This is a genomic window from Saccharothrix australiensis (assembly GCF_003634935.1).
GTDB lineage: Bacteria > Actinomycetota > Actinomycetes > Mycobacteriales > Pseudonocardiaceae > Actinosynnema > Actinosynnema australiense.
The window spans coordinates 4,962,286-4,976,846 of record NZ_RBXO01000001.1 but is presented as its reverse complement, the minus strand read 5'-3'; the positions used below and the strand labels follow the sequence as shown (position 1 = coordinate 4,976,846).

At 73.3% G+C, this 14,561-nt stretch carries 8 protein-coding genes; 7 read left to right on the top strand and 1 reads right to left on the bottom strand.

The genetic code is table 11. The features are described from left to right. Positions 1-1,327: 1,327 nt before the first annotated feature. From C8E97_RS21135 to C8E97_RS21120, 4 genes are read left to right on the top strand one after another with little or no spacing between them, the layout of a single operon-like run. Complete coding sequence (locus tag C8E97_RS21135) at positions 1,328-4,504, top strand: hypothetical protein (RefSeq protein ID WP_121007253.1); 3,177 nt, start codon at positions 1,328-1,330, stop codon at positions 4,502-4,504. Between the two features lie 15 nt (positions 4,505-4,519). After that, positions 4,520-8,437, top strand: coding sequence for a hypothetical protein (locus C8E97_RS21130; protein WP_121007252.1), 3,918 nt, complete (start codon positions 4,520-4,522; stop codon positions 8,435-8,437). 24 nt (positions 8,438-8,461) lie between these two features. Further along, a complete protein-coding gene (locus tag C8E97_RS21125) occupies positions 8,462-9,730 on the top strand; it encodes a hypothetical protein (protein WP_121007251.1) in 1,269 nt (422 codons plus the stop codon). A 3-nt stretch (positions 9,731-9,733) separates the two neighbouring features. After that, the gene (locus C8E97_RS21120; RefSeq protein ID WP_121007250.1) at positions 9,734-10,462 is read left to right on the top strand and encodes a G1 family glutamic endopeptidase; all 729 of its coding nucleotides are present in this window, start codon (positions 9,734-9,736) and stop codon (positions 10,460-10,462) included. A gap of 395 nt (positions 10,463-10,857) precedes the next feature. Here C8E97_RS21120 and C8E97_RS36560 read toward each other — a convergent pair whose 3' ends face one another. Continuing rightward, positions 10,858-10,983 carry a hypothetical protein gene (locus tag C8E97_RS36560; RefSeq protein ID WP_281275448.1) on the bottom strand — a complete coding sequence of 42 codons (126 nt, stop codon included), beginning with the start codon at positions 10,981-10,983 and terminating at the stop codon, positions 10,858-10,860. A gap of 186 nt (positions 10,984-11,169) precedes the next feature. Here C8E97_RS36560 and C8E97_RS21115 point away from each other — a divergent pair, with 186 nt between their 5' ends. The 3 genes from C8E97_RS21115 to C8E97_RS21105 all read left to right on the top strand — a co-directional run bounded on the left by C8E97_RS21115 (position 11,170) and on the right by C8E97_RS21105 (position 14,525). Further along, on the top strand, positions 11,170-12,447 hold the full coding sequence (locus tag C8E97_RS21115) for an aspartate aminotransferase type Ic (protein WP_246019058.1): 1,278 nt from the start codon (positions 11,170-11,172) through the stop codon (positions 12,445-12,447). Positions 12,448-12,683: 236 nt separating this feature from the next. Then, positions 12,684-12,827, top strand: a complete 144-nt coding sequence (locus C8E97_RS21110; RefSeq protein ID WP_211347104.1) for a transcriptional regulator — start codon at positions 12,684-12,686, stop codon at positions 12,825-12,827. A 516-nt stretch (positions 12,828-13,343) separates the two neighbouring features. Beyond that, complete coding sequence (locus C8E97_RS21105; protein ID WP_170211935.1) at positions 13,344-14,525, top strand: FAD-dependent monooxygenase; 1,182 nt, start codon at positions 13,344-13,346, stop codon at positions 14,523-14,525. The last annotated feature ends 36 nt before the right edge of the window (positions 14,526-14,561 follow it).

The following is a 14,561-nucleotide window of genomic DNA, read 5'->3' as shown; positions in this document are numbered from 1 at the left end:
TGTGCGGTGAAGTCGGGGCGTCCTGGACGAGTCGGTCGAGCGTCCGCCTGTCGGTGCCGCCGGGGTCGAGTGCGACTACGGCCAGGACGGCGTCGAATGGGTCCGGCGAGGTTCGCCGCTGCCGGAGGTAGTGGTGCAGGCGGAGTCGTGCGTCGTCGTAGCCGGTCGTGCCGGTGAACAAAGGCCAGACCAGGGCCGATTCCAGGACCCGGCTCAGGCACGGCTCGTGGATCGCGCCGCACGGGTCGACCCGCCCGGCGAGGTGGTCGCGCAACCGGCGCACTGCGGTGTGCAGGCTCTGCGGCAACGCTTCCCGCGGCCACGGCGTCCGGGCGGGTGTGGAAGTCGGCACGCGCATCGGCAGGCCGTCCTCTCACCGCGCCCCGGCACGGTCAGGAGTTGCTTGTCCCCCCGGCCTGCCATCGCGGATGACCGACCAACGCAGCGGCTCGCGCGACGAGGACCAGCGGATGCGGCCCTCGGGTGCTCCGTCCACCGTTGTACCCCTGCCGCCCCGGATGCGCGGGAAGCCACCCACATGGCCAAACCGCACCTGCGGCAGGCGATCGTCGACGCTGTCCGGGACATCGTGATTCCCGCGCGGGTCCACCCGGCGGTGGACGCGATCGCCGCGCGGACGATGGACAGAGCCAGAGCAGGTGATCCAACGCCGGCGTGGCCGGACGTTGTTTCTGCGCTGTACTGCTGGAAGGCATGGTGGACGGGTGGCGCAGGCGACGTCGGTCCCTGCGCCGGATCGGCCCGAGGCGGTGATGGTGTGCGGGATTGCCGCTACACCCCGCCGCGCTGGGCGGGGAAGGCGGTCAGTCGGGCCACGACGGTGTCCGGTTCATCGGGAGGACCAGCCCCACCAGCTTGTCCAGCCGGTACACCTCCCTCCAGGGTGGGAACTGGGTGATGCATGGTGGCTCCTCCGCGACTCTTCGGCGCCTGGACGCTCCGCGTACCCGCGCGGCGCCGTTATTCACCCTCGGCCGGCAAGTCGCACGATCGGGTGAATAAGGTTCGCGTCGGCGAAAAGACCGTAGCCGTGACGCCGGTCATGGCGGTACGTTCCCGCAAGCACAGCGCACCGGCGGATCGTCGGTGTGGGGGGGCGCTGGGGTTGCCCGGGGGTGCACGGTGTCGGGCCGGGGGGTCGGCGAGCGCGAGGCGAGGGCTTCACCACAAGTCAAGGGGAACGGGGCACGCCTCCCGAGCAGACGTACCGATGGCCCACCGAGTTCCGCGGCGAGGCAGCGCATGGGCGAGATGGGGGAGTGCCATGCCGTCTTCGGAAGCCGGGCGCGGAGGTGGGGGCGGGGCGGTGTCCCGCCGGACCGTCCTCGTGGTCGGTGGCGGTGGTCTGCTGCTGGCCGGTCTGCCGCGCGGGTCGTCGGTCCTGGCGTCGTTCGTCCAAGAGGCTGAGCCGACGCTGCGGCTGGACCTGCTGCGGCGCGAGGACATGCTGAAGCTGCACTACGACTTCTACAACCTCCAGGTATCCCACGCCTCCGACCCGCCGACGCTGGTGGCGGTGGACGGCACGCGGCAGTCCCTGGTCGTCGTGCGGTTCGACTCGCAGCACCTCATGGAGGAGACGACGTTCGTCTCCACCCAGGGCGGCAGCCCGCCGCCGCCGGAGGCGCTGCCCGCGCCGGGTGAGGTCCTGACCAAAGCGGTGGAGCCGAGTCGGATCGCGTTCCTCGTCCCGCCGACGGTCAAGGCGCTGCCCTACACCGAGGACGGGCTGCTCGACTGGTCGGGCTGGGTGATGCGGGTCGTCCCGGTGCTCGCCGAGGGCGCCCAGCAGGCGCCGACCGGGCTCCAGACCGACCTGCGGCTGGTGGACTGGCTGCACCTGACGCCGGAGCAGGTCGCGTCGTGGGCCCACGTGCGGCACCCGGTCGACGCCGGCGGCCGGACCGAGCTGTGGCACACGCGGCTCGCCGCCCGGGACGAGCGGGGCAGGCCGGACCCGTTCCGGGGGCCGAACCCGGTGCGCGCGGTGGCGGCCGACGACGTGCCGGCGGACACGAAGTTCAAGAGCCTCATCGGGTACGGCGGCAACCGGGACGTGCCGAAGCGGCTGGTGTCGCAGAGCAACGCGGTCGAGCCGGTCAAGGCCGAACTGCTGCTGCTCAGCGCCCAGGGCTCGTCGGTGGAGCTGGCCGGCGAGTGGGGCGGCGACCTGCCCATCGCCCAGTGGCGGCACCGCTCCTCCCTCGGCCGGGACAACTACGTGCGCGTCGAGGAACGCGGTTTCCTGTTCCCGTACGGGCATCGCGCGGTGCTGGTGACCGAGACCGAGCGCCAGATCATGCCGGACGGCGCCGCGCACCTCATCCAGCGCGCCTACGTCCGGGTGCAGCAGCCGGTGAAGGAGTACTCGGAGAACGCGTTCCCCTTCACGTCGGTGCGGATCCTGCTCGCCGCCACGCCGAACCTCGCGCCCGTCCCGGAGAAGATCCCGGCGCGCAAGCCGGGGGAGCCGCCGACGTCGGAGGCGCGCACGTTCTGGGTGCAGTACCTGCCGGAGGGCTCGGCGGACCCGATCGCGGACCGCCGGGACATCCCGTTCCCGATGGCCGCCACGGACTGGGCGGGCAACCGCGTCGAGTTCACCGCGTTCCTGGCGTTCGTGCACGTGGAGGACGCCTACGCGGGCGACGCGCTGGCCGAGCTGCGGGCGGTGTTCGGCGCCGACCGCTACGGGCCGGGCGACCTGGGCGCGCGGCGGACCCACGCGCTCGGCGGTCAGGAGGTCGCCTTCGCGCCGCCGGCGGGCGGCAACCCCGCGGCCCGGACCGCGCCGGCGGAGGGCTCCACCGTGCTGCCCACGGCCGCGATGTACCTGAGCAGCGCCGCGGGCGACCCGGCGGGACCGTGGCGGTGGCTGGCGGAACCGAACTTCGTGCCGCGGATGCTCGCCGCCGAGGTCCGGCTGCCGTCGGTGGAGACGTTGGTGGGCAAGGAGGTCACGGCGGCCATCGGGTACGATCCGGACTACGTCGCCGGCTCGTTCGAGCGGGTGAAGGGCGAGGCGTTCGCGCGGGTCCAGCGGACCGTGGCGCAGGTCGGCGAGCTGGTCCTCAAGCTCGCGACACCGGGCGCGACGCTGCCGACCGGCGGCGAGGTGGCGGCGCAGTTCGGCTCGGTCGTCGCCAACGTGGGCGGCGTGGCGAGCCCGGACCTCGTGATCGGCGGCCTGTCCCGCGCGCTCGGCCCGCTGTCCGGGCCCGCCGAGGTGGTCACCGACATCGTCCGCAACGGCCGGTTCGACCCCAAGAAGTTCTTCGCCGAAGGCGCGAAGCTGCTCGGCGGGATCAGCATCGGCGACCTCATCGGCGGCGTGGATCCGGTCGACCCGACCAAGCCGATCCGGCTCGACCTGGACAGCGGCCCGCGGATCGTCACCACCAGGGTGCACCCCGGCGGCGACGTGACGAAGCCGCCGGAGGCCGTGAGCACCACCGTGGACTGGACGCCGCGGCTGCCGTCCGGGCTCACCGCGGGCGTGTTCTGGCCGAAGACCGACGACGGCCGCACGGCGAGCCTCACCCTGCACGGCGAGACCAGGACCGCCCTCGGCGACGGCGCCACGACCTACGTGATGACCGGCGACCTGCGCGACTTCGCGCTCGAACTGGTCAAGGGCGACGACCCCGTGCTGTCGTTCGTCAAGCTCACGTTCCGCCGGTTCGCGTTCGAGGCCAGGGACAACGCCAAGCCGAACATCCACGTCGAGCTGGCGGGCGTGGCCTTCAAGGGGCCGCTCGACTTCGTCAACACGTTGCAGCGCTTCCTGGTCAGCTCCGGGCGCGGGCCCGCCATCGACGTCCAGCCCGTCGGCATCTCGGCCGGCTGGACGCTGGCGATCCCCGACGTCGCGATCGGCGTGTTCACGCTCCAGCACCTGGCCTTCAGCGCCGCGCTGCACCTGCCGTTCGACGGCGGCCCGGCGCGCGCCCGATTCGCCTTCTGCAGCCGGGAACAGCCGTTCACGCTCACCGTGTCGCTGTTCGGCGGCGGCGGGTTCTTCGCGCTCGCGGTGGGCGCCGACGGGTTCGAGATGCTGGAGGCGGCGATCGAGTTCGGCGGCTCGGTGGCGTTCAACCTCGGCGTCGCCAGCGGCGGTGTCTCCGTGCTGGCGGGCATCTACTTCAAGCTCGAACTGACCGACGGCCGCGAACTGGTCACGCTGACCGGTTACCTGCGGGCCAACGGGCAGCTGTCGGTGCTGGGGCTGATCACCATCTCCGCCGAGTTCTACCTCGGCCTGAGCTACACCAGCGAGGGCAACCGGGTGGAGGGCGAGGCTTCGCTGACCGTCGAGATCGACATCCTGTTCTTCCACAAGTCGGTGACGCTGCGGGTGCACAAGAGCTTCGCCGGGCCGTCCACCGCGTTGACCGACGGCCGGGCCGCCGCCGCGCCGCCGAAGTTCGGGGACCTGATGGGCCGCGACGACTGGCACACCTACTGCGACGCCTTCGCGGCCTGACGGGGAGGACGACCCATGCCCGCGACCCAGACCCTGGTGAGCACCGCGCTGCCGAACGGTGTCCGCGCCGTCGACGGCCGGCCGTTCCTGTTCCTGTCCGCCTACCTCACGCCGCGCCTGGTCGGCTCGGACAGGCTCGCGACCTTCCCGGACTGGCTGGCCTGGCCGGACACGCCGATCGCGTTCGACGTCCGGATCGGCACGGCCGCGCCGGTCCGCGCCACCCCGGCGGGCCCCGACCGGCGCGCCGACCTGTGGCGGAAGCTGTTCCGCGACAACGCGCCGGTGACCGACCACCGGGGCGCCCCGGACATCACGCCGGAGACCACGTACGTCCGGTCCTACCCGGTGCGCGGCGTGCACCACTTCGTGCGCGGGCAGTACGCGGCGATCGCCGCGCACAACCCGGCCGAGCACCCGAGGCTGGACGACTACACGGAGCCGCGCGGACGGGACGGGGAGGGGAAGCCGACCTACCTCCTGCACACCACCTGGCTGTCCCCGGAGGCCAAGCGGGCCGCCGTCGCGCGGCTGCGGGAGGTGCTGGCCGCCACGCACGTCCTCGACGGCCGCACCGCCGAGGAACTGGCCAGGACGGCCGACCTGTCGGCGCAGCAGCTGAACTTCCTGCTGGCCGAGCAGTTCCACGACCGCAGGCCGGAGCACAACCCCGGCGGACCGCGGGACACGGCGGGCGACGGCCCGGTCACCGCGCCGGACCCGGACTTCCACCTGGTGCTCAGCGCGCTCGGGCAGTACCCCGCGCTGCTGCGCCTGCTGGGCCTCGTGCACGACCTGCGCGTCCCGCTGCCGGACCCGGTCCCGGCAGGCCCGGTCGGCGTGTCCGTGACCCCGGTGTGGACGCCCCGCGCCGATCCCGGTCAAGTCCGGACGCTGCCGCCGGTGGTGACCGTGACCGAATGCGTGATCACCGGCACGACGTTCACGCCCGCCGCGCGCGACGCGCTGGTCGCCGACGGTCTGCTCCGGCTCGACGCGGCCGACTTCGACGTCACCGAACTGGACACCGACGCGGCGGCGGTCAAGCTCCTGGCCTTCGCCGAGACCATGTCGCGCACCACGATCGGGGAGCACCCCGACCGCCGTCCCGCGCCGGACAGCCCGGACGCCGAACCGCCGCCCGCGCTCCAGAGCGGCGGGTTGTCGATCAACGACACCGGCCGGGCGCGGCGGGTCTTCGCCAGCGTCGTGCAGGCGCAGGCGTTGCAGGGCGGCCAACACCTGTTCGCCGAGGACATCACGCGCGGCCTGCGGATCGACGTCCGCGACGACACCACGGGGAAGTGGCACAGCCTGTGCCTGCGCGACGGGGTCTACACCTTCGCCGGCACCGAGGTCGCCGCCTCGGACGAGGGCGTGGTCACCACCGCGCACACCACGCAGTCCGACGACGCGAGCCGGACGTTCTACCTGCACGAGTCGCTCGTCCGCTGGACCGGCTACAGCCTGGTCGCACCCCGGCCGGGCCGGGCGATCGACAACAGCGGCGTCGTCGTCGACGGCGGCAGCACGGCGCCGGGCGAGCACTTCGACCTCCGGACGGCGTTCCGGGCGAAGCCGGGCACCCTGCCCAAACTGCGCTTCGGGCGCACCTACCGGTTCCGCGCGCGCACCGCCGACCTCGCGGGCAACGGGCCGACTGTCGCCGACCCGCCGGGGGACACCGGGGCGAGCGAACCGGTGACCTACTACCGGTTCGAGCCGGTCGCCGCGCCGACCGTGCTGTTCCGCAAGTCGCGCACCGAAGGCGAGTCCGCCGAGCGGATGGTGCTGCGCAGCGACGTCGACGCCCCGCCCGCCGCGGACTGCCAGCGCCACCTGGCGCCCACCCGGATCTCCCAGCTGATGGCCGAGCAGCACGGCCTGTTCGACGTCGCGCCGAACCCGCTGATGCCCGGTGGGATGAACAAGGCGGCCTACGACCTGATCCGGGAGCGGGACACCGGCTCGTTCGACCGGGGCGGCACACCGGACGGCGACTCGTACGGCATCCCGTTCTTCGACACCGACCGCCTCGCCGTGCCCTACCTGCCGGACGTGCTCAGCCGCGGCGCGGCCTTCACCGGGCTGCCGGGCACGGGCGCGGACGAGGTCGTCACGGTGGACTTCGACTTCGGCCTGCTCGGCGCGTGGCCGGACGCGCGGCCGTTCCGGGTGCGGCTGGTCGAAGGCGAGGGGAGACCGGACTTCGACGCGCTGTTCCGGGTGTTGACGGTCCGGGTGCCGAAGGGGCGCACGTTCGAGGTCCGCTACCGCAGCCGCGTCGACGCCGCCGACCTGGCGCTGCTCGGGCAGTGGGCGTGGCACGTGCGGGCCGTGCGCTCCGGCGAGGTCACGCTGCCGCCCGGCACCACGTTGGAGTCCCAGCGGGACTCCGCCGTGCTGGGCCGGATGTGGCTGCTCACGCCGTACCGCACGCTGACCCTGGTGCACGCGACCAAGCGGCCCGTGTCGCCGCCGGTCTTCGCCAAGCCGGTGGCCGTCCGGCTGCCGGGGCAGACCTACGCCAGGGTGATCGACCAGTTGCGGTTCGACCGGGCCAGCACCGGCAAGGTGGACCTGGAGGCCACCTGGACCGAGTGGGTGGACCTGCCCGACCGGCCCGCGCCGGTGAACCGGCCGGGCAGCGCGCACGCGTTCCAGGTCGTCGCCGAATCGGCGGACCCCACCGACACCCTGCTGCCTGTGGACCGCACGCACGAGTTCCACGACACCAAGCACCGCAAGGTCACCTACACCCCGATCGGCACCACCCGGTTCGCCGAGTACTTCGTGGAGCGCGCCAAGGTGCGGCCGACCGGCGTCGAGCCCGTGAAGGTGGCGGACGGCATCGTGCCCGGCACGGACGTCGTGCGGGGCAAGGACGTCACCTACGTGCGTGGCGCCGACTACGCGGTCGACTACGCGGCGGGCACCATCAGCAGGGTCGGCGACGCCATCCCGTCCGGGGCGGAGGTCGAGGTGGCCCACGTGCCGCCGCCGATCACCAGCGCGGGCGCCGCCGTGACGGTCGACGTGCCCTCGTCGGCCCGCCCGACCGCGCCGGACGTGGCCTACGTCGTGCCCACCTTCGGTTGGCGCACCGAGACTTCCGAGCGCGGCATCACCCGGACGCGGCAGGGCAACGGTCTGCGCGTGTTCCTGCGCCGACCCTGGTACTCGTCCGGCGACGGCGAGCAACTCGGTGTGCTCACCGTGGACGACGGGTCGCGGGCCGCCGACCTCACCCGGTACACCACGCGGTGGGCGCAGGACCCGGCGTGGGGGTCCACCCCGGTCACCCGCCCGCCCGCGGTGACCGACTTCCCGCTGGCCGCCCACCCGAGATCGGGGCTGGGGCTCGCCGAGGGGGAGAAGGACAAGACGATCGCCGACGCCACCGTGTCGGTCGCGCCGCACGACGTGGTGTACGACGCCGAGCGGGGGCTGTGGTTCTGCGACGTCGTGCTCACCCCGCCCCAGCCCGCGCCGTACCGCCCGTTCATCCGGCTCGCGCTGGCGCGGTACCAACCGGTGTCGCTGCACGGCGTCGAGCTGTCCACCGTGGTGCAGGCGCAGTTCGCGCAGCTCGACCCGGACCGGGCGCTCACCGTCGTGGACACCGACGCCACCCGGATCGCCGTGACCGTGGTCGGTGTCGGCTACACCGAGGTCGTGACGGGCACGGCGGCCGTGGTGACGGCGACCGTGCAGACCGCCGATCCCGCGCTGAGCGGCAACGTCCGCTGGTCCTCGGGCACGGCGCCCGTCGTGTTGGAGCGCGAGGTGTCGGGCGGTCAGACGTTCTGGCGCGGCACGCTCACCCTGCCCGCGCCCCGCGGCAGCCGCCCCCTGCGGCTCGTCGTGGAGGAGGCCGAGAAACCTCGTGAAGGCGGCGAACGGCTGGTCTACGCCGACGCCGTGGAGCTTTAGAACAGCATCGTCGAAGGAGAACCCGTGCACCGGTTGCCACCACTGCTGTGCACCGCGCTCGCGGTGCTGCTCGGCGCGTCCACTGCGTCCACTGCGTCCGCTGTGCCTGCCGAGCGCTCGGCGGCCGAGCTGAAGGCGGGCGTGGTTCGCGCCCGCGCCGCCGCCCTGCCACCCGGCGGGTTCGGGAACGGCATCTTCCAGGTCCACCTGCAACAGCGCCAGGGTTTCGGCATCGGCGGCTTCACCGTGCTGACCGGGCCGGACCACCCCGCCGGGCCGGGGCTCAACGTCCTGTTCGGCGACGGCGTGCCCGGCACCAGCTTCATGACCGTGCGGAACCTGGTGCGGCGCGAGGACAACGTCCAGTCGCCGTACCTCACGCAGCCGGGCGAAGTGTCCCTCGACGACCGCTCGCCCCAGGTGGTGCGGGTCGGCCCGACGTCGTCCCGCGTCACCTGGTCTGTCTACACCACCGAGGCGGCCGCGACGGTGACCCAGGACATCGTGGTGCACGGGACGACGGTGGCCGATTCGAGCGTCGAGGTGACCACCGGCGTCGACGGCGAGACCGCCGACACCTTCCAGGTCCAGTACCTGTGGGACGTGGCCAACGGGCGGGACGACGGCCCGGTCGTGCAGCAGGTGCCCGAGGGCGGCGGCTACCGGCCGTTCGCGACTCCGGTCACCACCGAGGCGACGTTCACCGGGGCGAACAGCTTCGCCGCGGCGGACAACGACCGCGACCCGGCCGCGCCGACGACGGCCACCGGCTTCACCGGCGCCGGGCCGTCCCGCGTCACCCCGACCCCGACCCCGCCGGAGTCGGTGAAGTACGTCTGCTGGCCACGCGCGGTGGGCGCGCCGTTCGGCTCCTACCGCACCGATCCGACGGTCGACGTCAGCACGTCCGCTTCGGACTGCACGCGGACCGGTTCCGGGGCCGACTCCGCCCTGCTCTACCTGTTCCCGCGCATGGCGTCCGGCGCGCGGGTGACGGCGTCGCTGTTCGCCACACCCACCACCCCGTACCCGACCGCGCTGTCGGTGGCCCCGGTGCGGGTCGGCGGCAGCCCGAGCCTGGCCGCGACCCTCACCGACACCACCGCCGGCCGCCCCGTGCCGGGCCGGACCGTGACCTTCGCCGCCGGCTCCCGGGCGTTGTGCACCGCCGTCACGGGTGCGGACGGCGTCGCGGCGTGCGGAGGGGCGGCCGAGGGGTTGGCGGCGCTGTTGGGCTATTCGGCGACGTATGCGGGCGGCGCGATCTGGGCCGCCACGTCCGGGCGGCGGTGACCGATGCGCCGGACCACCGCCTTGGCAGCCGCCCTCCTGGCCACCACGCTCACCACCCCGCCCGCCCGGGCCGCGATCGACCCGCGCGACTTCGGGATCTGGGCGGGCTACGTCGCCCGCAACGACTCCCGGCCGACGCACTTCTTCGGCTCCGTCTACGCGGAGTGGACCGTGCCGCCCGTGACGTGCAAGCACAGCAAGGACCTCTACGCGGCGTGGGTCGGCCTCGGCGGCGGCACCCCGACGGACGACTGGCTGGTCCAGGGCGGCACCGTGACGGACTGCAAGACCCCTGACGGCCGTCCACGCCACTACGCGTTCTACGAAGCCGTCCGCCCCCAGGGCACCCCGTCCCCGCCCGTCAAGGTGCGCAACGCGGTCGACACGAACGACCGGATCACCGCGAGCGTGTCCTACGACCGCCGCACCACCTGGGTCATCACCATCAGCAACACCACGAAGGGTTGGCAGTTCTCGAAGACCTACGACAACATCGAGGTGGGGCCGAGTTCTGCGGAGGCCGTGGTCGAATCGCCCGCGCACAACTACCCGGACTTCGGCAACGTCTCGTTCCAGGGCGTGGCCGTCGACGGCCTGCCGATCAGCAGGGCGAACCCGGAGAAGTGGCGCGCCTTCGACAGCAAGGACACGCTGACCGAAGCCGAACCGGGCTCCATCGCCACGACACCGGCCGGGAAGGACGGCTTCCCCGTCTTCTGGCGCCGAGAGTGATCCCCACGTCCTCCACCACAGCCGGCCCTGGCAACCGATGGCGTGCCATCTTCGCGAGCGGCGGAACGCGAGGACGAAAGTCCCCTTGATGTCGAGCAGTGATCCGTCCGGGCCGAGGTGGTCCACCGCTGGACCGCTGTGGCAGCTGTCGATCACCACCATCTTGCGTTGTGCGATCACCTCGTCGCCCCGGCGACCAGGACGCGTGCCGCAGGATCTCGGCTGGAGAGGAGGAGTCGGGCACGAGGACGCGGATTTCTGGTGCGATACAGCCGTCCTCGCCTGGGAGCAGGTCCCGCAACGCTTCGAAGTTCTTCAGCGCCCCGGGAACCGCCGCCCACCACAGATCCCGGTATGTGCTTACGCCGACGAGCACCGCTTATGACTTGCGACAGTCAGGCCGTGTCATCGTCACCGCGTTCGTCAGGGACGGGCGGGTCGAGGGTGCGCAGCAGCTCGCGTGCCTGCTCGGGCGCGATGTTCTTGAACGTTCCAGTGATCTCGCGGTCGCCGTCCTTCACGGTCCAGGCGTCGCCGAACGGGAGCCCCGCGCGTCGGCCGGTCCACCCGTCGTCATGTCTCGCAGGCCACCGATGTGGACGCGGCGTGAGCGGGAGTTGCGACGGCAGAACGAGGCGCCCTCCCGCCCCCTGCGGTAGGTTCCGACGGTGGCCGCCGGCCGCACTCCACAGTGGAAGGGCGCTGACGTGGAACTCGCCGGAACCAGCCGAGCGGACGTGACCGCCGGGCTCGACGCGGCGCGCGCGGAGTACGCGGACCTGGTCGACCGCGGCCTGTCCCTCGACCTCACGCGCGGCAAGCCGTCCCCCGAGCAGCTCGACCTGTCCGCCCCGCTGCTGTCGCTGCCCGGTGACCGGCACACCGCCGCCGACGGCACGGACTGCCGCAACTACGGCGGCCTGCACGGCCTGCGGGAGCTGCGGGAGATCTTCGCCGGACCCCTGCGGGTGCCGGTCGACCAGCTCGTGGCCGCCGGCAACTCCAGCCTGGGGCTCATGCACGACTGCCTGGTCTACGCGCTGCTCGGCGGGCTGCCCGGCGCCACCTCCCGCTGGGTGGACCAGGAGCGGATCGCGTTCCTGTGCCCGGTGCCGGGGTACGATCGGCACTTCGCCCTGTGCGAGCGCTTCGACATCGACATGGTGCCGGTGCCGATGACCGACGAGGGTCCCGACCTCGACGTCGTGGCGCGCCTGGTGGCCGACGACCCGTCGGTCAAGGGCATCTGGTGCGTCCCGAAGTACAGCAACCCCAGCGGCGTCTCCTACAGCGACCGCGTGGTGCGGGGCCTCGGCTCGGTGGCCGCTGCCGCGCCCGACTTCCGGATCTTCTGGGACAACGCCTACGCGGTGCACCACCTGACCGACGAGCAGGTGGAGGTCGCGGACGTCCTCGCCGCGTGCGCGGAGGGCGGCCACCCGGACCGGCCGTTCGTGTTCGGCTCCACGTCCAAGATCACCCTGGCCGGCGCGGGCGTGGCCTTCTTCGGCTCCTCGCCTGCCAACGTCGCGTGGCTGCTGGGCCACGCCGCGAAGCGCACCATCGGGCCGGACAAGGTCAACCAGCTGCGCCACGCGCTGTTCCTGCGCGACGAGGCTGGGGTGCGGGCGCACATGGAGCGGCACCGGGCGCTGCTGAGGCCGAAGTTCGACCTTGTGCGGCGAGTGCTGGCCGACCGGCTGGGCGACACGGGGCTGGCCGAGTGGACCGAACCGCTGGGCGGCTACTTCGTCACGCTGACCGTGCCGGACGGCTGCGCCCGCGAGGTCGTGCGCCGCGCCGCGGCGGCGGGCATCGTGCTGACGCCCGCCGGTGCCACCCACCCCCGCGGCGACGACCCGCGGGACGCCGTCATCCGCATCGCGCCGACCTACCCCGGCCTCGGTGAGCTGGAGCAGGCCATCACGGGGCTCGCCACGTGCGTTCGCCTGGTGGGTTACGAGAAGGCGCTCGCCACGGCCTGACAACCGCGCCACCGCGCGTCGTTGCCGCTCGGCCGGCGGACCCGACTACTGCCGCGTGGTCCACCGGCCGAGCTGCTGCCGCACGGCTTGCGGCCCCGCGGCCCGCGCCACTGCGGCCCCGCGGCCCGCACCGCTGGGTCGCCGCGCCGCTGCCGCCCGCGGCCTGCTCCACTGCCCCCCCGCGGCGCCGAGGCGCAGGCCGCGGGCTTGGTCCGGGCTGGCGACCCGTTCACCTGATGGCCGTGGTGATCGCCCTGTCGATGGCCTGGTCGTCGGTGAGCAACGTCTACGCGGGCACCGCCGACGAACCCGCCGAGGTCCACGACCGCCGCCGGGCCCTGCTGCGCGACAGCGCCCGCCGCGCCGTGGCGCCCGAATGACGCGGACCGCCGGGGTCGACCGCGCGGCGCCCGGTCCGGTATCGCGGCCGGGGTCCTCAGATCCGCGTCGTCGAGGGCAGCCGGCGGGGTCGCACGCACGACGTCGCCTGTGGCCGCACGGCCTCCTGTCCGGGCCGCCCCTCACCCCCGCCGCCACGTGGATGCCGCGCTTCCTGCGGCGCTGACTCGGGTGCCACGACGTGCGCGACCTCGGCGCCGCAGCCTGACGGCGGGTACACCACCCGGCCGGCGTCGAACCGCCCTCGGCGGCACGCCCGGCCCGCCGCCCCCGGCACCGTCTCGATGCGTAACCCCGTGGATGCGATTTGCCACTCGTTCGAGTGGTCGAAGAGGACTCTTGTCCGTCCATTCAGGCCGGTTTGTCCCTGGTTACCCGACAGGGAAGGACCCCCTGTCGCCCAATCAGGTTGACCAGCGCTGTTGAACTCCGCGCCGTGGTGCCCGACCCCTTTCCCGCGCGCAAGATGGTGGGGGCAACGGATGACGGGAGGCGCCATGCGGATCGCCATCGTCGGCGCGGGCATCGGAGGTCTGCTGACCGCGATCGCGCTCCAGCAGCGGGGGCTGGCGGCCCAGGTCTACGACCGGGCCGCGGAGCTGCGCGAGATCGGAGCCGGCCTCATCATCGGCTCCAACGCGGTCCGCTTGCTGTGGTGCCTCGGCCTGGGGGAGCGGTTCGAGCGGGTCAGCTTCGTCCAGGAGGCCGAAGGGCCGCTGCGGCGCTGGCAGAACGGCGCCGTGGTGGCGGAGAAACCGATCGGCCGCGCCGCGGTGCGGCGGTACGGCTACGCCACCCACGGCGTCTGCCGGGCCGACCTCCAGCGCCTCCTGCTGGACGCCCTGCCGCCCGACCGGGTCCACCCCGGACTGCGCTGCGAGGGTCTCCGCGACGACGGGCGGGAGGCCGAGGTCGACCTGGTCGACCGGTCGGGTGGACGGCACCGGGTCCGGGCCGACGTCGTGATCGGCGCCGACGGCCTGCACTCCGCCGTGGCCGCCCGGATGCACGGCGAGGCGAACCGCCTCAACCAGGCCGGCCAGCGCGCGTTCCGGTTCCTGGTGCCCGCACGTCGGGCACCGGAGTTCGCCCGCCACTCCTACACAGCCTGGTTGGGACCGGGGCGCCACCTCGTGCACTACCCCATCCGCCGGGGCGAGGTCGTCAACTTCATGGCCTGGCTCCCCGGCGAGCGCGACGACCCCCGCCCACCGGGCGCACCGGTCCACGCCCGCACCCTGCACGCCGAATTCACCGGCTGGCACGAGGACGTGCACGACCTGCTCGCGGCGGCCGGGGACGGCAGCTGCTGGCCGATCTTCCACAAGGACCCGCTGCCCGGCTGGACCGCCGGCCGGGTGGCGCTGCTCGGCGACGCAGCCCACAGCATGCTGCCCTTCCTCGGCCAGGGCGTCGGGCAGACCGCCGAGGACGCCGTCGTGCTGGCCCGCTGCCTGGCGGAGGGCCACGTCGCGGACGTGCCCGCGGCACTGCGCCGATACGAGGCCCTGCGCATCGACCGGGCCACCGACGTCCAGCTCCGCAGCCGCGAGCGCTGCTACGAGTTCCACCTCCCGGACGGCCCCGAGCAACGCGCCCGGGACGCCGCCTACCCCCTGGAGGTGCGGCAGGAGGCCGACCTGCTCTACGGCCACGACCCGCTCGGCGACCCGCCTTGAAACGAGGTTCCCATGCGGAAACGACGAGGAACGACC